18 protein-coding genes are annotated in these 19,585 nt (G+C 68.1%); 12 read left to right on the top strand and 6 right to left on the bottom strand.

The genetic code is table 11. The features are described 5' to 3' along the window. Window positions 1-3 precede the first annotated feature (3 nt). The gene (locus H5J31_RS02495) at window positions 4-681 is read right to left on the bottom strand and encodes an MBL fold metallo-hydrolase (RefSeq protein WP_181770768.1); all 678 of its coding nucleotides are present in this window, start codon (window positions 679-681) and stop codon (window positions 4-6) included. A gap of 107 nt (window positions 682-788) precedes the next feature. Here H5J31_RS02495 and H5J31_RS02490 point away from each other — a divergent pair, with 107 nt between their 5' ends. Both H5J31_RS02490 and uvrA read left to right on the top strand, forming a co-directional pair. After that, window positions 789-2,027 carry an acyltransferase family protein gene (locus H5J31_RS02490; protein WP_181770767.1) on the top strand — a complete coding sequence of 413 codons (1,239 nt, stop codon included), beginning with the start codon at window positions 789-791 and terminating at the stop codon, window positions 2,025-2,027. 77 nt (window positions 2,028-2,104) lie between these two features. Beyond that, window positions 2,105-4,960: an excinuclease ABC subunit UvrA gene (gene uvrA / locus H5J31_RS02485; protein WP_181770766.1), complete on the top strand. Its 2,856-nt coding sequence runs from the start codon at window positions 2,105-2,107 to the stop codon at window positions 4,958-4,960. Window positions 4,961-5,040: 80 nt separating this feature from the next. Here uvrA and H5J31_RS02480 read toward each other — a convergent pair whose 3' ends face one another. Next, window positions 5,041-5,685: a fibronectin type III domain-containing protein gene (locus tag H5J31_RS02480; protein WP_181770765.1), complete on the bottom strand. Its 645-nt coding sequence runs from the start codon at window positions 5,683-5,685 to the stop codon at window positions 5,041-5,043. Window positions 5,686-5,948: 263 nt separating this feature from the next. On the opposite strand from H5J31_RS02480, the gene H5J31_RS02475 reads away from it, so the two are divergent. Genes H5J31_RS02475 through H5J31_RS02460 form a run of 4 tightly spaced genes read left to right on the top strand, consistent with a single transcriptional unit; the run spans window position 5,949 to window position 8,398 of the window. Further along, the gene (locus H5J31_RS02475) at window positions 5,949-6,500 is read left to right on the top strand and encodes a sigma-70 family RNA polymerase sigma factor (protein WP_181770881.1); all 552 of its coding nucleotides are present in this window, start codon (window positions 5,949-5,951) and stop codon (window positions 6,498-6,500) included. Beyond that, window positions 6,497-7,207 (top strand): anti-sigma factor family protein, encoded by a 711-nt coding sequence (locus tag H5J31_RS02470; RefSeq protein WP_181770764.1) that lies wholly within the window; start codon window positions 6,497-6,499, stop codon window positions 7,205-7,207. Before H5J31_RS02475 ends, H5J31_RS02470 begins: the two co-directional genes overlap by 4 nt. 2 nt (window positions 7,208-7,209) lie before the next feature. Beyond that, window positions 7,210-7,683, top strand: coding sequence for an SRPBCC family protein (locus tag H5J31_RS02465; RefSeq protein ID WP_407925035.1), 474 nt, complete (start codon window positions 7,210-7,212; stop codon window positions 7,681-7,683). 10 nt (window positions 7,684-7,693) lie between these two features. Further along, window positions 7,694-8,398: a carbon-nitrogen hydrolase family protein gene (locus tag H5J31_RS02460; protein WP_207897309.1), complete on the top strand. Its 705-nt coding sequence runs from the start codon at window positions 7,694-7,696 to the stop codon at window positions 8,396-8,398. Here the strand turns inward: H5J31_RS02460 and H5J31_RS02455 are convergent. Then, window positions 8,377-9,786 carry an MFS transporter gene (locus H5J31_RS02455; protein WP_181770762.1) on the bottom strand — a complete coding sequence of 470 codons (1,410 nt, stop codon included), beginning with the start codon at window positions 9,784-9,786 and terminating at the stop codon, window positions 8,377-8,379. The genes H5J31_RS02460 and H5J31_RS02455 overlap by 22 nt on opposite strands. Window positions 9,787-9,891: 105 nt before the next feature. Between H5J31_RS02455 and H5J31_RS02450 the strand changes: the two genes are divergently transcribed. Further along, window positions 9,892-10,293 (top strand): winged helix-turn-helix transcriptional regulator, encoded by a 402-nt coding sequence (locus H5J31_RS02450; RefSeq protein WP_181770761.1) that lies wholly within the window; start codon window positions 9,892-9,894, stop codon window positions 10,291-10,293. Here the strand turns inward: H5J31_RS02450 and H5J31_RS02445 are convergent. Next, window positions 10,283-10,864 (bottom strand): DUF6000 family protein, encoded by a 582-nt coding sequence (locus tag H5J31_RS02445; RefSeq protein ID WP_181770760.1) that lies wholly within the window; start codon window positions 10,862-10,864, stop codon window positions 10,283-10,285. The genes H5J31_RS02450 and H5J31_RS02445 overlap by 11 nt on opposite strands. A gap of 81 nt (window positions 10,865-10,945) precedes the next feature. Then, window positions 10,946-12,271 (bottom strand): cation:dicarboxylate symporter family transporter, encoded by a 1,326-nt coding sequence (locus tag H5J31_RS02440; RefSeq protein ID WP_181770879.1) that lies wholly within the window; start codon window positions 12,269-12,271, stop codon window positions 10,946-10,948. 202 nt (window positions 12,272-12,473) lie between these two features. Here H5J31_RS02440 and H5J31_RS02435 point away from each other — a divergent pair, with 202 nt between their 5' ends. From H5J31_RS02435 to H5J31_RS39730, 3 genes are all read left to right on the top strand, one after another. Then, a complete protein-coding gene (locus H5J31_RS02435; protein WP_181770759.1) occupies window positions 12,474-14,096 on the top strand; it encodes an ATP-binding protein in 1,623 nt (540 codons plus the stop codon). Further along, entirely contained in the window at window positions 14,093-14,761 is a 669-nt protein-coding gene (locus H5J31_RS02430) for a response regulator (protein WP_181770758.1), read from the top strand. The genes H5J31_RS02435 and H5J31_RS02430 overlap by 4 nt, the downstream gene beginning before the upstream one ends. A gap of 1,182 nt (window positions 14,762-15,943) precedes the next feature. Beyond that, a complete protein-coding gene (locus H5J31_RS39730; RefSeq protein ID WP_236004563.1) occupies window positions 15,944-16,291 on the top strand; it encodes a hypothetical protein in 348 nt (115 codons plus the stop codon). A 241-nt stretch (window positions 16,292-16,532) separates the two neighbouring features. On the opposite strand, the gene H5J31_RS02420 is transcribed toward H5J31_RS39730, so the two are convergent. After that, the gene (locus H5J31_RS02420) at window positions 16,533-17,705 is read right to left on the bottom strand and encodes a tyrosine-type recombinase/integrase (RefSeq protein WP_181770757.1); all 1,173 of its coding nucleotides are present in this window, start codon (window positions 17,703-17,705) and stop codon (window positions 16,533-16,535) included. 383 nt (window positions 17,706-18,088) lie between these two features. Here H5J31_RS02420 and H5J31_RS02415 point away from each other — a divergent pair, with 383 nt between their 5' ends. Further along, complete coding sequence (locus H5J31_RS02415; RefSeq protein ID WP_181770756.1) at window positions 18,089-18,454, top strand: MerR family transcriptional regulator; 366 nt, start codon at window positions 18,089-18,091, stop codon at window positions 18,452-18,454. A gap of 18 nt (window positions 18,455-18,472) precedes the next feature. Next, window positions 18,473-19,423 carry an alcohol dehydrogenase catalytic domain-containing protein gene (locus H5J31_RS02410; protein ID WP_181770755.1) on the top strand — a complete coding sequence of 317 codons (951 nt, stop codon included), beginning with the start codon at window positions 18,473-18,475 and terminating at the stop codon, window positions 19,421-19,423. Window positions 19,424-19,585: the final 162 nt, after the last annotated feature.

Genomic DNA, 19,585 nt, shown 5'->3' with positions numbered 1-19,585 from the left:
AGTTCACCAGCCGCGTTCGCGCCATTCGGCCACGTGCGGACGCTGTTCGCCCAGCGTCGAGTCGTCCCCGTGCCCCGGGTAGAACCACGTCTCGTCCGGCAGTTCGCCGAAGATCCGCGACTCGACATCGTCGACCAGCGACTTGAAGTCTTCCGGCGAGTTCGTCTTGCCGACGCCGCCGGGGAACAGCGAGTCGCCGGTGAACAGGTGCGGGTGGCCGGCCGGGTCGCGGTAGAGCAGGGCGATGGAGCCGGGGGTGTGGCCTCGCAGATGGATCACCTCGAGGGTGATCTGCCCGACCTTGACCGTGTCGCCGTGTTCGACGAGGAAGTCCGGCGGGATCGGCAGAGGTTCGGCGTCCAGGGGGTGGGCGGCGGTGTTCGAGCCGTTCGCGCCGGCGACGGCGCCGAGCGCCTGCCAGTGGTCCTGGTGCTGGTGGGTGGTCACGACCGTCTTCAGCGCGGGGCGGTCGGGGCCGTGGCCGATGAGGTCGGAGATCCGGTCCGGGTCGTTCGCGGCGTCGATCAGCAGCGCCTCGTTCTCGGCGCGGCAGACGAGCAGATACGCGTTGTTGTCCATCGGACCGACCGACAGCTTCGTGATGGTGAGCGCGTCCAGGGTGCGACGGGCGGCGTCACCGCCGGGCTCGACATGCCCGGTGTAGGTCTCGACGATGTTCACAGCGCACACGGTAGTCGTTCGCCTGCAATCGGTTCCACCCGCACAGGTGACGCACAGCCCTGCCACGTAGGCTCGCGACGCCCCGCCAGACGAGCCACAGGACACCCGTGCCCGACCCTTCGCCACAGACAGCGTCGCGTACTCCGCGCAAGATCAGTTGGGACGTCCTTCGCGTTGTCGCCGTCCTCGCGGTGATCCTGGGTCATGTCACTCATCAGGGTGCTCTTCTGCACCCCGAACTGACGGGGTACCCCTTTCGGGTTACGGCTCAGTTCGGTGCGGCCATCCTTTTGGTGATTTCCGCGTTCTTCGTGTGCGCGAGTCTTCGCAAGGGTGAACCTGGGCGGTGGCTGTGGAACCGGGTCGCGCGCCTGGTGCCCGCGTATCTGGCCGCGGTGATCGTCACCTACGTCGTCGCCCGGTACGCGACGATCCGCTTCAGTGGTCTGCCGTTCCCGCCCGGGCTCACCGGATTCCTGTTCGGCGTCCCGGAAGGCCTGCCGACCGATCCGTCGCCGTGGTACGTCCCCGGCTGGGCCGATCTGCTGGCCAACCTGGGCATGGTCCAGGAGTGGGGCTGGCGTTACGAACTCTTCTACTACCTCGACGGCGCCTACTGGACGCTGCCGGTCCAGCTGATGGCGTTCACCGCGGCCGCCCTGTTGTGGCCGCGCCGGTGGCGCACCCACCGGCTCACCGTCGGGCTGGTGTGGGCGCTGATCCTCGTCCCGCTCTTCCTCCGGTTCGTCGTGTTCGACCCGGTTTCCAGCCCGCGGTACGTGGAGACCCTGTTCTACGGCCTCGGCCTGCACCGCGTGCACGTCTTCGCCATCGGGATCGCGATCTGGCTGTGGTCGAAACGTCGGCTGGCGCAGTGGCATCTCGCGCTCTTCCTGATCGCCGCCTGGGCCGCCCAGGACCTGCAGGTCTTCCCGTTCCACCAGTCGCTCCCGAACGATCCCGAGCGCTGGCCGTCGGCCGTCGGATTCGCGATCATGCTGCTGCTGGTGTGCCTGGCCGCGCGCGGGCCCGATTGGCGGTTCCCGGGACTGGCCCGGATCGCCCCGGCTGTCACCTGGCTCGCGGGCATCTCGTATGGTCTTTATCTGGTGCACCAGGAACTGGGTTACATCCTGGCCCGTGCCCTGCTGAACGTCGGTGTCCCCGGCTGGCTGCGTCTTCCGATCGTGCTGGCCGCCGCCGTGATGGGGGGCTGGGCGATCACCGCGGGAGTGGAACGGCCGATCCACCGACGGCTCACCGCCCGCCGCCGCGGCCGCTCCGAAGAACCGGAAAAACCGCAGGTCAAGGACTCGGATCCAGTTTCTGTCGGTGGTGCCTCGTAGCATGGTCGCGGCCGCCCGTGCAGCTATCGACCGGGCCGGCGACCGCAGCTGAGAATGAAACCTGAAGGGACCCTGGCGTGGCTGATCGCCTCGTTGTTCGCGGCGCCCGCGAGCACAACCTCCGCGGCGTGGATCTCGACCTGCCCCGCGACAGCCTGATCGTGTTCACCGGTCTGTCCGGGTCCGGGAAGTCGAGCCTCGCCTTCGACACCATCTTCGCCGAGGGGCAGCGCCGCTACGTCGAGTCGCTGTCCGCGTACGCGCGCCAGTTCCTCGGCCAGATGGACAAGCCGGACGTCGACTTCATCGAGGGCCTTTCGCCCGCGGTGTCGATCGACCAGAAGTCCACCTCGCGCAACCCGCGTTCGACCGTCGGCACCATCACCGAGGTCTACGACTACCTGCGTCTGCTCTACGCCCGCGCCGGCAAGGCGCACTGCCCGCAGTGTGGCGAGGCGATCAGCAAGCAGACCCCGCAGCAGATCGTCGACCAGGTGCTCGCCATGGAGGAGGGCACCCGCTTCCAGGTGCTCGCGCCGGTCGTGCGCGGACGCAAGGGGGAGTACCTCGACCTCTTCGAGAACCTGCAGCAGCAGGGCTACGCGCGAGTCGTGGTCGACGGGACGATCCACCCGCTCACCGAGCCGCCGAAGCTGAAGAAGCAGGAAAAGCACCAGATCGCCGTCATCATCGACAGGCTTTCGGTGAAGACGAGCTCACGGCAGCGGCTCACCGACTCCGTCGAGACGGCGCTGCGGCTGGCCGACGGCCTGATCGAGCTCGAGTTCGTCGACCTGCCGGAGAACGATCCGCACCGCGTGCGCGGCTTCTCCGAGAACCTGGCCTGCCCCAACGGCCACCCGCTGGCGATCGAGGACCTCGAGCCGCGGTCGTTCTCGTTCAACGCGCCCTACGGCGCCTGCCCCGAGTGCACCGGTATCGGCGTCCGCAAGGAGGTCGACCCGGAACTCGTGGTCCCGGACGACGAGATGTCGCTCGGTGAGGGCGCCATCGCGCCGTGGGCCGGCGGCCAGAGCGCCGACTACTTCATCCGCCTGCTCGAATCGCTTTCGGAGACCATCGGCTTCCGGATGGACACCCCGTGGCGCAAGCTGCCGGCGAAGATCCAGAAGGCCGTCCTGCACGGTGTCGACGAGCAGGTCCACGTCCGCTACAAGAACCGCTACGGCCGCCAGCGTTCCTATTACGCGAGCTTCGAGGGTGTGATCCCGTTCCTCGAGCGGCGCCAGGAGCAGACCGAGTCCGAGTACATGCGTGAGCGGTACGAGGGCTACATGCGCGAGGTGCCGTGCCCGGCCTGCCAGGGCACGCGCCTCAAGCCGGAGATCCTCGCGGTCACCCTGGAGCACAAGACGCAGGGCGACCGGTCGATCGCCGAGGTCTGCGCCCTCTCGATCGCGGAGGCGTCGCAGTTCCTCGACGAGCTGGAACTCGGCAAGCGCGAGACGGTGATCGCCGGCGCGGTGCTCAAGGAGATCCAGGCGCGACTGCGCTTCCTGCTCGACGTCGGCCTGAACTACCTTTCGCTCGACCGCGCCTCCGGGACGCTCTCCGGCGGCGAGGCACAGCGCATCCGGCTCGCCACGCAGATCGGCTCCGGCCTGGTCGGCGTGCTGTACGTGCTGGACGAGCCGTCGATCGGCCTGCACCAGCGGGACAACCACCGCCTGATCGAGACGCTGGTCCGGCTGCGCGACCTCGGCAACACGCTGATCGTGGTCGAGCACGACGAGGACACCATCCGCTCCAGCGACTGGGTGGTCGACATCGGCCCGGGCGCCGGCGAGCACGGCGGCCACATCGTCCACAGTGGACCGTACAAGAAGATCCTGCGCAACAAGGAATCGATCACCGGCGCGTATCTGTCGGGCCGCAGCAAGATCGAGGTCCCGGCGATCCGGCGCCCGATCGACAAGAAGCGTCAGCTGACCGTCGTCGGCGCGCGCGAGCACAACCTGCGCGGCCTCGACGTGTCGTTCCCGCTCGGCTGCCTGGTGTCGGTCACCGGTGTCTCCGGCTCCGGGAAGTCGACGCTGGTCAACGACATCCTCGCGACGGTGCTGGCGAACAAGCTCAACGGCGCACGCCAGGTGCCCGGTCGCCACACCCGGGTCAACGGCCTCACGAACGTCGACAAGCTGGTCCGCGTCGACCAGTCGCCGATCGGCCGCACGCCGCGGTCCAACCCGGCGACCTACACCGGGGTGTGGGACCACGTCCGCAAGCTGTTCGCCGCGACCACCGAGGCGAAGGTCCGCGGCTACCAGCAGGGCCGGTTCTCCTTCAACGTCAAGGGCGGCCGGTGCGAGGCCTGCGCCGGTGACGGCACGATCAAGATCGAGATGAACTTCCTGCCGGACGTCTACGTCCCGTGCGAGGTCTGCAAGGGCGACCGGTACAACCGGGAGACCCTCGAGGTGCACTACAAGGGCAAGACCGTCTCCGACGTGCTGAACATGCCGATCGAAGAGGCGGCCGAGTTCTTCGAGCCGATCAAGGCGATCCACCGGCACCTGGCCACGCTCGTCGACGTCGGCCTCGGGTACGTCCGGCTCGGGCAGCCCGCGCCGACCCTGTCCGGTGGCGAGGCGCAGCGCGTGAAGCTCGCCAGCGAACTGCAGAAGCGGTCCACCGGCAAGACGGTCTACATCCTCGACGAGCCGACCACCGGTCTGCACTTCGAGGACATCAGCAAGCTGATCGGCGTGATCAACGGGCTGGTGGACAAGGGCAACACGGTGATCGTCATCGAGCACAACCTCGACGTCATCAAGACGTCGGACTGGATCATCGACATGGGGCCCGAAGGCGGTTCCGGTGGTGGCATGGTCATCGCCGAGGGGACGCCGGAGCACGTCGCTTCGGTCGAGGAGAGCTACACCGGCGAGTTCCTGAAGACCGTTCTCGCCTGAGTCACCCCAAGCGCTATGAACGGCCCGTTACTTGCAAATTTTGCAAGTAACGGGCCGTTCATAGCATCGGGGGCAGGGTCTCAAGCCTTCCCCGTGGTCCGTTCCAGCACCGGCGACGCTGGCCCGTAGTAGAAAGCGCGCAGCCGGTACGACGCGCCCTTCTCGTCCGGCATCGTCGCGAGCCCGGCCGTGGTCGTCCCCGGATCCGACATCTCGATCGGCACGAAGGCGTCCGCGCCCGATTTCTTGATCTCCACGAGGAAACCGTCCTCGTCGGCGGATCGGTCCGCCCAGCTGAACCGCACCATCTCCTCCTCGGCGGGTTCCGCGCGGAATGCCGCCGGAGTCGCGTCTCGGCCACCGTCGCGTAGAGGGACCGCGGGCCCGGCTGCGCCCGGCGAGGCGGGACCGGAGACGGTGACTGCGTCGGAGACCGGGCCGTAGAACGGCCGGATCCGGTAGTAGAACCGCGTTTCCGGGATCAGATCCGGATGCCGGTACGTCGTCTGCCGCGGCGGGACGAACTGCAGGATCGTGTATTCGCCGTTCGGATCGGTGGTGTATTCGACGATCCGGCCCGCGACGTCCGGATCGTCGTCCGGCCAGTTCAGGTCCACGTTCACCGGATCCGTCAGCGTCGCGGTGAATCCGGCCGCGGGTTCTTCGGCGGCGCACCCGGCCGCGAAAGCCAGCACCAGCAGAACGGCCGCGATTTTCCTTGGCACGCCTTCAGCCTCCCGGGAATCAGGCGGCGGCGGAATCCGGAGGCGTCAGCATACGAGCGCGTCCGGTGATCGACAAGACCCCGGGAAACCCGGTTGAACCGTTCCGCGAGGCCGTCCGTGTGGGAGGCAAGAGGAGGCGGCCATGGAGAACCGAGGAGAGGCCGGTGCCGATGCACAGTTCGATCGCGGCCGAGCGATCCACCTTGCCCCTGCGGGTTGCAGTACTGTCCTCGCCGACCCAGAAGACCGTCGGGAGGACACGAGTGGCGATCGGAGGCTGGCGGCCGAAGAAGGCCAAGGGCGAGGACCTGGTCCGGCACTTGTACGCCGAACACGGCAGGAGCCTGCTGGCGTACGCGACGAGGCTGACCGGAGATCGTGCGGCCGCGGAGGACGTCGTGCAGGAGACCCTGGTCCGCGCCTGGAAGCATGCCGAAGACCTGGAGAACGACGCGAAGGGATCGGTGCGGGGCTGGCTGCTCACGGTCGCCCGCAACATCATCACCGACCGCGCTCGGGCCAGGGCGGCACGGCCGCCGGAAGTGGCGGAACCCGAGGAAGGCGTGCCCACCCCGGCGGTGGAGCGGGATCACGCGCAGAGCGTCGTGGACTCGATGGCCGTGCTCGGGGCGATGGACGGCCTGTCCACGGAACATCGTGAGGTACTGGTGGAGATCTACTACCGGGGCCGGACGGTGGCCGAAGCGGCGAGATCACTGGGCGTGGCCCCAGGTACCGTTAAGTCGAGATCTTATTACGCGTTACGGGCGCTCAGAGCCGTGATGTCGGGGACCGGAAGGGAGGTAGCGCGATGAGTGCGGTGGGACACGACCAGGGCCAGATCGCGGCCTACGTCCTCGGTGGGCTCGACCCGGCGGAGGCGGCCGCTTTCGAGACGCATCTGGCGAACTGCCCCGCGTGCCGTCGCGAGGTTCGGGAGCTGGGCGAGCTTCGGTACCACCTCGACGAGGTGCCGCCGGAAGCGTTCCTCGAAGGGCCTCCGGACGGAGGCGACCTGCTCCTGCAGCGCACGCTGCGGCAGGTCCGCGACGAAGAAGGCGCCCAGGAGCGCAAGCCGCGGCGGTTCCTCGCCCTGGCCGGGGCGGCCGCACTGGTCGTCGTGGCCCTGGGTGCGGGCGTGCTGGTCGGCAGGCAGACCTCACCCGAACCGTCGACCGTGGCGCTGCCGGTGCCGGCGTCGACAGCCCCGGTTCCGGGCACCAAGGACCTCGCTGCCACGAACCAGGACACGGGCGCGCAGCTCGCGGTCCGGGTGATCCCGGCGGCGGGCTGGGTGCGGCTGCACGCGAAGGCGGAAGGCGTCCGCGAAGGCGAGAAGTGTCAGCTCGTCGTGGTGACCAAGAACGGTGAGCGGGTCAATGCCGGCAGCTGGCTGGTCTCGGCGAAGGGTGAAAAAGAAGGCACCGGGATCGACGGTTCCGCCCTGGTCGCTCCCAACGACGTGGCCTCGGTCGACGTCGTGACCATGGACGGCCGGAACCTGGTGTCGGCGCAGGTGTGACGGTGACGCCCACGGGTCGCGGTGGCGGTGGCGGTTGGTACCGCTTCCGCGACACGTGGGTGCTTCCCGGCTCACCCAAGGCGGTTTTCGACGCCGTCGTCGATCTCGCCGCGTATCCGTCGTGGTGGCGGGACGTCCGTTCGGTCAGCCAGGTCGACGAAGACACCGCCGAACTCGTCTGCCGCTCGCGGCTTCCGTACGAGCTGAGGCTGCGGATGCATCGCGATCGGCAGGACGAGGGTGAGGGCAAAGTCCGGGTCTTGCTCAGCGGTGATCTCGAAGGGACGCTCGACGGCGAGCTGAGCCCGGACGGCGACGGGACCCGCCTGGAGATCACGCAGGAGGTCGAAGCCAGGAAGCCGTTGCTGCGCAAGCTCGACAGGGTCGCGTGGCCGCTGTTCCGGGTCAATCACGCGCTGATGATGAGACGCGGGCAACACGGATTACGGGGGTATCTGCTCACCGCTGCGGGCTAATCTGCCGCGTATGCGTGTCGCCACCGTGCAGCCGTTCACCGTCCCCGCGGATCTCGCCGCGAACATCGCCGAACACGCCAGGCTCCTCCGGATCGCGGAGGCCGATCTCTGCGTCTTCCCCGAACTTTCCCTGATCGGCCTGGAGTTCGACGCGCTCGCCGCGGACCCGGGACTCTGGCTGACGCGGGATGATCCGCGCCTCGAACCGCTCCGGGAAGCCTGCCGGGAGAGCGGAGTCCACGCCGTCATCGGACTTCCCCTCGTGGAGGACGGCCGGCGGCACATCGGTTCGCTCGTCCTCGGTCCCGATGGCGAAACCGTTGCCACCTATGCGAAACGCAATCTCCACGACAGTGAAGACGAGCTTTTCGAACCAGGCCGCCGACAGGTGATCATCGAGGTCCACGGTCGGCGGCTCGGCTTGGCGATCTGCCTCGACGCCGCCAACCCGGACCACTCCCGGGAACTCGCCGAGGCCGGTGCCGAGGTCTACGTCCTCAGCGCACTCTTCAGTGAAGGTCAGGAAGACAGGCTGCTCGCCCAGGTCGGCGTCGCCGCCGGGCACGGGATGTGGGTCGTGCTTTCCCAGTACTCGGGGAAGACCGGGGGGATGGCGGCGTTCGGTGGCAGCGGGGTCTGGAAACCCGGAGGCGCCGCCGAGGTGCGCCTCGGCGGCGAGCTCTCCGAGTGGGCTTACGCGACGATCACCTCCTGAGTCTTCCGTTCGCGCAGGACCACCGCGGAGACGAAGACGGCGAGGGCGAGCAGCCCCGCACTCAGCGCGTACGCGGTCCGGTACCCACCGGTCAGCGCTTCGGGCGTCGCCGCGCCTTCGGCCAGCAGGGAACCGGTGCGGGACGCGGCCGCCGTCGCGAGTACGGCCGTGCCGACGGCGGCACCGATCTGCTGGGTCGTGTTGATCAGCCCGGAGGCGACCCCGGCGTCGGCGGGGTCGGCGCCGGACATCGCCTGCCCCATCAGCGCCGGCATCGCCGCGCCGAATCCGATGCCCATCAGGACGAGCGCGGGGAGGACGTCCATCGCGTAGTTCCCGTCCGCTTCGACCATGGCGAGGAAGCCGAGTGCCAGCGCGACCAGCGAGAGACCGGTGACGAGTACCGTCCGCGCCCCGAAGCGGTGATTCAGCCTCTCCGCGAAGACCAGCGACATCACCGCGATCGAGACCGGGGCGGGCAGGAAGGCGAATCCGGTGCTCAGCGCGTCCAACTGAAGTACCCGCTGCAGGTAGAGCGCGGTGATGAACTGGAAGCCGAACAGCCCGGCGACCATCAGGACCATCACCGCGTTCGCCCCGGACACCGCCCGCGAGCGGAAGATCCTCAGCGGCAGCAACGGTTCGCGGGCCTTCGCCTGTCGCAGCACGAATCCGGCGAGCAGCAGGAGCGAGACCGCGAGCAGTCCGAGCGTGCGGGCGTCGGCCCACGAGTACTCCTCGGCCTTGACGATCGTGTAGACCAGCAGCATCAGCCCGCCGGTGACGAGCCCGGCGCCGGCGATGTCGGTGCCGCCACGCGGTCCGGGGTCGCGATCGTCCGCCAGTAGCCGGACGGCCATCACCAGCGCCACCGCGCCGATCGGCAGGTTGATGTAGAACGTCCAGTGCCAGTCGAGCAACTGCGTGAGCGTCCCTCCCGCGATGAGCCCGATCGACGCTCCGGCGGCCTGGGTGAAGCTGTAGACGCCGATGGCCTTCGCTCGCGCTCGCGGCTCCGGGTAGAGCGTGGTGATCATGCCGAGTACGACGGCCGAGGCGAGCGCGCCGCTGGCGCCCTGCAGGAACCGGAAGACGACGAGCTGGGTCTGGTCCTGCGCGATGCCGCACAGCAGGGAGGCGAGAGTGAACACGCCGAGTCCGGCGAGGAAGACCCGTTTTCGGCCGAGCAGATCGCCCAGCCTGCCGGACAACAGCAGCAACCCGGCGAAGGCGATCAGGTAGGCGTTGACCACCCAGGCCAGGGTGGACGGCGTGAAGCCGAGGTCGTTCTGGATCGCGGGCAGCGCGACGGCGACGATCGAGCCGTCGAGGACGACCATCAGCGAGACGGCGCAGAGCACGGCGAGAGCGAGAGCGCGCTGAGGCATGGAGGTACCCATCTGTGACGATTTCCCCAGGTGATGCCTTGGTGCATCACTTGTTACAGCGCCCATCTTGTGTGACTCTGTTCCTTGCCGGAAGGAGGCACTTTGATGTCCCAGGGGAACACCGATGTGACCGCGCAGGCCAGGGTGGTCGACCCGGAAAAACTCGAGGTCTGCACCGTGCTCGAGGTGATCAACCGGATCAGCGGGAAGTGGGCGATCGGCATCCTGCTGGAGGCCACGCGCGGTCCGGTGCGGTTCACCGAGCTGGAACGGTCGGTGGAGGGCATCAGCCGCCGGATGCTGACGCTGACGCTGCGGAACCTCGAACGCGACGGTCTGCTGATCCGCACGGTGTACCCGACGGTGCCGCCGAAGGTGGAGTACGAGGTCACCGCGATGGCCAAGGAGTTGTACGCGTCGCTGAGCGGCCTGCTGCACTGGGCGGAGCGGCACCGCGATTCGATCGCGGCGTCCCGCGTCGTCTACGACGAGAAGGTCAGCGCCTGACGTCGGCCGCGTGCACGGCCCGCTGGACGTGTGAGCAGAGCTGGTCGAACCACATCTTGTGGAACGGCAGGTCCGTACTGTTCGCCGCGGACCAGCTTTCCCACAGGCCGCCCGGCCTCAGGTAGCGCGACGTGTACGCGGTCCTGAGGTCGGCGTCGAGGTGGTGCAGGGCCGCGAGCGCCCATTGCTGGTCGTAACGCAGTGTCGGCTCGGCGAGGTAATGGTCCAGATAGGACACGAGGATCTCGGCGTCGGCGAGGGTGCCGAACCGGGCCAGCGCGAAACAGTAGCCCTGCCCGGTGAAGACCAGCTTGCTCTCCAGGAACAGTTCGCGGATGCGTTCGCGCCACTCGGTCCGCCGGTCGACGCCGATCAGCCAGGCGGCGGTGATCCGAGGCCGCCAGTTCACCTCGAACAGCGTTTCCAGTTCTTCGTCGGTGATCCGGCGGGCGTCCTCGACCAGGTCGCGCAGGAACGCCTCGCCTTCGGGGCCGCCCGCCATCGCGCCGAAGTTGCCGTGCAGGAGCTTCGAATACCGCTTGAGCACGTAGTGGTCGATGGCGTCCGGCATACCCGTAGTTTGCCGGAAACGAAGAACCGCGGTGCGAGGACGGGGGACCCTCGCACCGCGGTTCTTCACCGTGGCCGTGCGCTAGACGTGCGCTACGGCTTTCTTCTCCTGGCCGTCGTCGCTGGCTTCGGGGGCGTCCGAGGCGTGGTCGTCGACCAGGGTGGCTTCGTCGAACGGGGCCTGGCCGCTGAAGACCTGGTTTGCCCGTTCCCGGTCGAATTCCTTGGTCCACGTTCCGACCAGGACGGTCGCGACGGCGTTGCCCGCGAAGTTGGTCAGCGCGCGGGCCTCGGACATGAACCGGTCGATGCCGAGGATGAACCCGACGCCGTCGACCAGTTCCGGCCGGTGCGACTGGAGACCGCCGGCGAGGGTGGCGATACCGGCGCCGCTGACGCCCGCCGCGCCCTTCGAGGCGATGATCATGAACAGCAGCAAGGAGATCTGCTCGCCGAGTGACAGCGGCTGGTCCTGCGCCGTCGCGATGAACAGCGTCGCCATCGTCAGGTAGATCGCCGTGCCGTCGAGGTTGAACGAGTACCCGGTGGGCACCGTGATGCCGACGACCGGTTTGGAAACCCCGAGGTGCTCCATCTTCGCGATCAGCCGCGGCAGGGCCGACTCGGACGACGACGTCGAGAGGATCAGCAGGAACTCGCGGCCGAGGTAACGCAGCAGCGTGAAGATGTTGATCCGCGCGCCGAGCCACAGGACCGAACCGAGCACGCCGAACACGAACACCAGGCAGGTCAGGTAGAAGCCGATCATGATGACGGCGAGGCTGCGCAGCGCGCCCCAGCCGGTTTCCCCGACCACCGCGGCGATCGCGCCGAACGCGCCCACCGGGGCCGCCCACATGATCATCGCGAGGATCCGGAACACGAGACGCTGGATGTGCTCGATGCCGCGGCGGATCGGCTCGCCCTTGGTGCCCAGCTTCTGGACGGCGAAACCGGCGAGCAGCGCGACCAGCAGGGTCTGCAGCACCTGGCCTTCGGTGAAGGCGGAACCGAAACTCGTCGGGATGATGCCGAGCAGGAAGTCGACTGAGCCTTCGCCACCCTCGGCCTGGGTGTGCGCCTTCGCCGCGGCGGCCGGGTCGAGGTGCAGGCCCTCACCCGGGTGCAGGAGGTTGCCGACGACGAGACCGATCGCGAGCGCGAACGTCGACATCAGCAGGAAGTAGCCGAGCGAGAGCAAGCCGACCTTGCCGACCTTCGCGGCCTTGGCCACCGATCCGATGCCGAGCACGATGGTGCAGAAGATGATGGGGGAGATCATCATCTTGATCAGGTTGACGAAGCCCGTGCCGAGCGGCTTGAGCTCCTTGGCCAGACCGGGCGCGGCGAACCCGACGATGACGCCGAGGACGACGGCGGCGATCACCGCCATGTACAGGTAATGCATCTTGTCTCGGCGACGCGGCGCCGCTTCGGCCGTTGTAGGCACCTTTGCCTCCAGCTCAGGGGTCTTCGGGAATTGCCGGTCACTATCACCCGGGCAGGTGAGCTGGGTCACGGTTGTGTTCATAGAGTTCGCGTGGGCGGTTTTCGGAGAATTCCGGCCAGGGGATCGCGCGGCCGTGACGCGGGTGTGCTGGTATGAGCGGGTGCCCTCGACGAAGCGGACCCGGACCAGGCGTGGCTCACTCGCCCGCCAGCTGCTGATCCTGCAGCTCGTGGTGCTCTTCGTACTGGTAGCGGCGGGAGTGGCGTTCGCCTACCTGGATTCCGTGAAGGCTACCGAAGATCGTGCGCGGGACCAGGTGACCGCGGTCGCCGAAGCGGTGGCGGACGCGCCCGGCGTACTCGCCGCACTGTCCACATCGGAACCCAGCCGGACCCTGCAGCCGTTCGCGCAGAGTGTCCGCGCGGATACGGGTGTGGACTTCGTGACCATCATGGACACGAACGGCATCCGGTTCACCCACCCGAACCCGGACCTGATCGGGCAGCCGTTCATCGGCAACATCGGCGAGGCGCAGCGCGGCGGGAAGGTCGTCGAGACATACGCCGGTTCGCTCGGGCCGTCCGAACGCGTCGTCGTTCCCGTGCTCAGCACCGAGGGACAGGTGGTCGCGCTGGTCTCGGTCGGCATCACCGTCGAGGCGATCGACGCCGAACTGCGCGAACGTCTTTGGCCACTGATCGGCGTCGCGGTCGCGGTCCTGGTCGTCGGCGGGATCGGCAGTTATCTGGTCAGCGCGCGGCTCCGGCGGCAGACCCGGGGGATCGCGCCCGAGGAGCTGAGCAACCTCTTCGAGTACCACGAAGCCGTGCTGCATTCGATGCGCGAAGGACTGCTGCTCGTCGGCGGCGACGGACGCGTGGTGCTGTGCAACGACGGCGCCCGCGCGCTCCTCGGCGTCGACGGCGACCCGGTCGGGCGGGAACTGTCCGCATTGGACATTCCCGAAGACCTCGTCGAAGCGTTCACCTCGGGGGAGGAGCGCACCGACGAGCTGCATCTCACCGAGGCCCGGGTGCTCGTCGTCAGCACCGCGCCCGTGCGGTCGCGCGGCAAGGCGATGGGCACCGTGGTCATCCTGCGCGACCACACCGAATTGCAGGCGCTGACCGGCGAGCTGACCACGGTGCGCGGGCTGGCCGAGGCGTTGCGTTCGCAGGCGCACGAGGCCGCGAATCGGCTCCACACGGTCGTTTCGCTGGTCGAGATCGGCCGTCCAGAACAGGCCGTCGAATTCGCCACCGCGGAACTCGCGCTGGCGCAGGAACTCACCGACCGCGTCGTCGGCGCGGTCGCCGAACCGGTACTCGCGGCGCTGCTGCTGGGCAAGGCGGCGGAGGCGAGCGAGCGCGGCGTCGAGTTCACCATCGCGCCCGACACGGTCATGGACGACTCGGACACCGGCGTCCCGCCCCGCGATCTGGTGACCATCCTGGGAAACCTGATCGACAACGGGATCGACGCGGCGGCGGGGAACGCGGCCGACGGCGAACGTCCCGGCGTCGAGGTCACCGTGCGTTCGGACGCCGAGGGACTGCTGCTCCGGGTCGCCGACACCGGACCGGGCGTCGAAGACGTCGAAGAGGTCTTCCGGCGCGGGTGGTCCACCAAACCCGAGGACGGGCACGGGCTCGGCTTGGCGCTGGTGGGTCAGGCGGTGCGGCGGCACGGTGGGACCATCGACGTCGGCCGCGACGAGGGCGCGGTGTTCACCGTGCGCTTGCCACTCAAGACGCCGCAGTCGTCGAAGGAGCCGACCCGATGATCAAGGTGCTGGTCGTCGAAGACGAACCGGTGGCCGCCGACGCGCACCGGGTGTACGTCGAGCGGATGCCCGGTTTCAGCGTGGCCGGCGTCGTGCATTCCGGCGGTGACGCGTTGCGGTTCTGTGAACGCGAGCCCGTCGACCTGGTGCTGCTGGACTTCTATCTGCCGGACACGCACGGGCTCGCGGTCTGCCGGTCCCTGCGGGCGGCCGGACTGCCGATCGACGTCATCGCGGTGACCTCGGCGCGCGATCTGGCGCTGGTGAAGGCCGCGGTGTCCGTCGGTGTGGTCCAGTACCTGCTGAAACCGTTCACTTTCGCCTCGCTGCGGGAAAAACTCGAGCGCTACGCCGAGTTCCACGGCACGTCGGGCGAGGTCACCGGTCAGGCCGAGATCGACCGCGCGCTCGGCACCCTGCGCACCACCGAGCGGCAGGCGCTGCCGAAGGGGATGAGCGCGCAGACCCTGGAGGCCATCACCGAAGTCCTCGCCTCGGCCGCGGACGGCCTGTCCGCCGGGGCGGCCGCGACCGCGATCGGCGCCTCCCGCGTCACCGCGCGGCGTTACCTCGAATACCTCGCCGACAACGGCCTCGCCCAGCGCGAACCCCGCTACGGCCAGGTCGGCCGGCCCGAAGTCTGGTACAAACCGAAAACCGTATAACGACCTTTATCGGGGTCACCGGCGTGCTGACCTGGTGTTTTGGCCGGGCAAGGCTCCCGCCTGGTCGTTTACCGTGTCAAGTGGATCGCGTCGAGTCGCACAGTTGACGTCTGAGTCGCCCCGAGTCGGCCCCTCTTCCCACGGTTCCCTGTCTCGCCGGGGGCAGTGACACCGAACGTCCCGGCGAGTTGTCGGGGCCTTCGTCACGTCCGGGGCTGCTCCGCTGCGTCCCGCTCCGCCCATGCTGCGAGTTGCTCGGGCGAGGGCGGCAGCAAGATCGTGGTGGAGTCGAAGGTGGGCGCTGCCGGACCTCGGTCAGGGCCGAGCCTTCTCACCTTCCGCTCCACGATCTCCGTGAAGATCACGATCGTCTCGGCCACGACGGTCGACTCGTCGGCCTCCAGTGAGACCCGCGGGCGCCACCGGGCCGCCGAGCCCGCCGTGCGCCTCGAACCAGTTCCGCAGCACCACCTCCAGGTCCACACCGGCCGGCGACCCCGCGATCGCGGAGTCCTCCTGTGACCAGCACTCGAAGGTGGGGTCAAAGGCGATGGTCCAGACGTGGGGTGGCTGCCCTCTCTCGACTGGGGGGGGCACCAGTCCGACAGTGTCCGCGACGCGCTCATGCCGCACAGTCGAACATGTGTTCCCGCCCGGGTGCAAGTGTTGGTCAGCTGTCCCGGATAGTCGTGAACTTTCAGCCTCTTAGCGGCGACCGTTCGTCGACCGTTCGGCGATTCGGTTGCGCCTTCCCTTGCATGCACGCGCTAAAGAAAGCAAGACATTTCGGACACGTCGCGCTTGGCCAGGGGTTTCAAACCGGGGGCGCACCGGGCCGTCACGGAACAGCTCCAGGAGAGCATGTTTTGCCCTCGATTTGGACAGGACGACAGCGAAGACCAGCCGTGACCAGTGCGGATAGCAAACCCACGTGGTCTTCAGTAGCACCGATTCGATGAAACAAGTGAAATGACCGCTGGTCGGTTGGTCCCGGTTCTTCGGCGCTGAGGCACCCCAAGCGAGGACGGCGCGCCATAGGCTCGATCCCGGGAACGCAAGCGGGCGGCCCCTGATGGAGCCGCCCGTGCGGGTACCGGATTGCACTCCGGGAACCCGGGGTCAGACCACGCATCCGCAGGCCTGACCTGCGTCTTCCGTTCGGATGAGAACAAGGGAGACATCATGACGATACGACCCGACGTGCCTGGGATGCCAGGCGAGGACGGCGGAATGTCGCCCGCGTGCGACAGGCGGCACACGATCGAGGAGTCCGGCGAAAACCCCTACGCGCCCCCCGTGGCCGGAGGGCTCCAGAGGGCGGCCCGGGAAGAGGGGGGCCGCCTGCTGGACTGGCTGACGGCCACCGAGGGGCGCATGTGGCGGTTCATCGTGCTCGTCGCCTTCGCTGTGACGATGGTCTTCGTCGGCATCGGCTTCTCGAACGTCGAGATCGACGTGACGCCGGGGTCGGTCCGCATCGCGCCGGTCGGCTCGGCGCAGGTCGCCCCCGTCCTGGGGGCACTTGAGTAGAGGCTGCGGACGCGACAACGGCCCCCGGTGTCACGCCGGGGGCCGTTGTCGCGTCCAGGTCGCACCCATGCCGTAGGGCTGGCGCGAAATGGTGCAAGGCTTACACAGGTAGCTCGCTGCCGACCCGGCCCCGCCGGGGAACGAATGGCCGGGCATGGCGGCCCACTACGCTAACGGAACAAGGGACGGGTTCCTGGCGTGGTTTCCACGCCAGGAACCCGTCCCTGTCTCAGTTTGAAACCTACTGCTTGCCTTCGCGTCGTCTGACGCCCTCTATGAGGCCGCGCCAGCCGGCGTTGCGGCCTCGGTCTGCCTGCGCCGCGCGCGTTCGATGTAGAGAGATGACCTGGTCGTTGGTCGCGTCCTGTACGCGACCCGCCCACTCGGCCTCCCGCTCCAGCGACCGGCGGATGTACTTCATCGTGGTCTGGGTGTTCCTGTGCCGCATCCGGCGCACGATGACGTCGAGCGGTGCGCCAGCTTCGGCCAGGTTGGTCGCGCACGCGTGGCGGAGTGCGTGGAACCGGGGCCGCTCTCCTTCGAGCCCGGTCGCATCCCACGCGAGCTGAAGGATGAGGCTGGGGTCGGACGGCGACATCGGCGCGCCCTTCTCGTTGCGGAAGATGAAGCCCTCCGGTCCGTCGTCCGGACGCCACCGCTGAAGCTCGCGTAGCGCCTCCACGCAGCGCGGCGTGAGGTAAACGTCCTCGGTGGTCTTCCCCTTCGGATAGCCCCGCAGCGTTTTGCCGACCTCCATCACGTCCTTGACGGTGACCTTCGGAATCTTTGCGTCGAGGTCAACGCGAAGCCATCGAAGGCCGGCGACTTCTGCGGCTCGCAGTCCACAGTCGAAGGCCAGCAGGAGGGCGACGTAGTACCAGCGCGGGACGTAGTTGCTCAGCAGGCAGAGTTCCTGGTCGGTCAGGATGCGAGGTTCGCGCAGACGGTCGACGGAGATCGAGAGTCCACGGGTGCAGTCGTCCTCGATGTATCCCCTCAGTGAGGCGAAGGCCATGACCTGGCGCATGTAGGTCAGGCGACCGGCGAGGCTGGCCGTTGAGAACCCGTCTTCCTCAAGCTCGTCGAGGTACTCCAGGAAGCGGACTTGGTCGATCTGCCGGATGTCGTCCTTCGCGAACACCTTGCAGAGCTGGTTGACCTGGTTGCGTCGCGTCTTGCGCGTGTTGAACGTTCCGCCCCGCTCCTTGCCCCCGGTCCGGCTGAGCCGGTTCTCCTCCTCGCGGAGGTACTCCCGGGAGACGTCGAGAAATGGGTGCCGGAAGGTCTTGCGGTCCTGCGGGTCGCCAAGCTCCTCGTACAGGGCTTCCATGCGGCGGTAGAGGACAACTTGGGCGGCCTCCGCCATCCACCGTTCATCGAAGGTCTCGGTGCCGTCCTCGCGGTTCGTGGCCACACCTTCGCCTGGCGGTGGGAGTCCCAGACGTAGGCGCGCCAGCGGCCGGAGGGGAGCTGTTCGGCTTTCGGGAGCCGAGGGCGCGAGGGCGGCTTCTTCGGCTTCTTCTTGGGGGTGACAGTCGCTGCCGTGGTGGCCGTCGTCATCGTGCGGGGCTGCCTTCTTGTGTGCGCACGCGCGGCGTCCCGAGGGCGGACGCTAGCCCGGCCGGCCGGAGTGGATCAAGCCGACGTGGGAACAACGTCCCTCGCGTTGATCTTCGCAGGTCGTTTCATGATCCGTTTCCGGGCCTCTGACCTTCGTTGATCCTTGATCCGCTTCCGACGGGTCCGAGGGGCTTGTATAACGACCTATACCGCACCCCGGCGATTATCTTGGGCAGGGTGAAGATCGGCGAACTCGCGCGGAAGACCGGGGTCAGCGTCCGCGCGCTGCGCTACTACGAGGAAGAGGGCCTGATCCGGCCCGGCCGCGGCGGCAACGGCTACCGCGACTTCTGTGACGGCTCGGTCGAGGCCGTCCTGCAAATCCGCGGGATGCTCGACGCCGGCCTGCCGACCAGGCTGATCCGCGAGATCCTGCCCTATCTCGACGGGCCCGGGGACGTGCGGCCGAAGGTGCCGTGCGAGTACATGATCGACGAGATCGCCCGGCAGCGGGAAGTGCTCGATCGCCGGATCGCGCTCATGACCCGCAATCGCGATGCCCTCGACGCGTACCTCCGCGACTTGACCCTCACGCAAACGTAAGGCTTTTAGCGTCGGAGCATGACTTCGATGCGTGCCCTGCGGCAGAACTCCACGAACGGTCCCGAAGACCTGCACCTGATCAATGATGCGCCCGTTCCGTCGCCGGGACCAGGCGAGATCCTGGTCAAGGTCACCGCCGCGGGCGTCAACTTCGCCGACGTCATGCAGACCCGGGGGACTTACGAAGGCGGCCCGACAGCGCCTTACATCGCAGGTTTCGAGGCGGCCGGTGAGGTCGTCGCCGCAGGAGAGGGAGCGACCGGATTCGCACCCGGCGACCACGTCCTGGGGACCGGTGGCGGGGCTTTCGCCGAGTACATGGTCATGTCCGCCGCGGGCGCCGTTCCGGTGCCGGAGGGCTGGGCGGACGAGCAGGCGCCGGGCCTGCTCCTGAACTGGGCCACCGCGCTCGCCGCGCTCAGACCGTTGGGACGCCTCGCCGCCGGTGAGACGGTGCTGGTGCACGCGGCGGCGGGCGGGGTCGGGCAGGCCGCGGTCCGGATGGCCAAGCACTACGGTGCCACGGTCATCGCCACCGCGTCGCCGGGTAAGCACGACCTCGTGCGGGCCCTGGGCGCCGACCGCGTCCTCGACTACGGCATCGCGACGGGAGAGGTTGACCTCGTGCTCGAATCGGTCGGCGGGGCGAACTTCGCCGCGAGTCTCGCCGCCGCCAAACGCGTGACCGGACGCGTCGTGGTCTACGGCATCGCCGCGGGAGAGGCCGCGATCACCAACCGGGCCCTGAACTTCGAGCACCAGATCCACGTGATCGGCCTGCACCTCGGCGTCCTGATCGAGCATGCGCCCGGGATCTTCGCGGAGCTGTTGGAGGAGCTGCGTTCGCTCATCGCCGCCGGGGTCTGCGCGCCGGGGACGCCGACTATCCACGACCTCGCGGACGGGCCGAAGGTACTCGCGGACCTGGAAGCGCGGGCGACGTCCGGGAAGCTCGTGCTGCGGCCCTGAACGAGGGTGGCCGTGCATAGTCGTATGCGGACATGCGCATGTCAATAGGGCGAAAGTGTTGGTAAATCACCAGCTGGCTGACGCGACGAAAGTTGGTGCCATGTCGTGGGTTTCGCTCCTAGATTCACGAACCATTCCGTTGTCCTCACAAGGAGTGGGTCC

The sequence above is a fragment of the Amycolatopsis pittospori genome (genome assembly GCF_013870525.1).
Lineage (GTDB): Bacteria > Actinomycetota > Actinomycetes > Mycobacteriales > Pseudonocardiaceae > Amycolatopsis > Amycolatopsis pittospori.
Note: the sequence above shows the minus strand (reverse complement) of the source record. Positions and strands in the feature narration are given on the sequence as shown.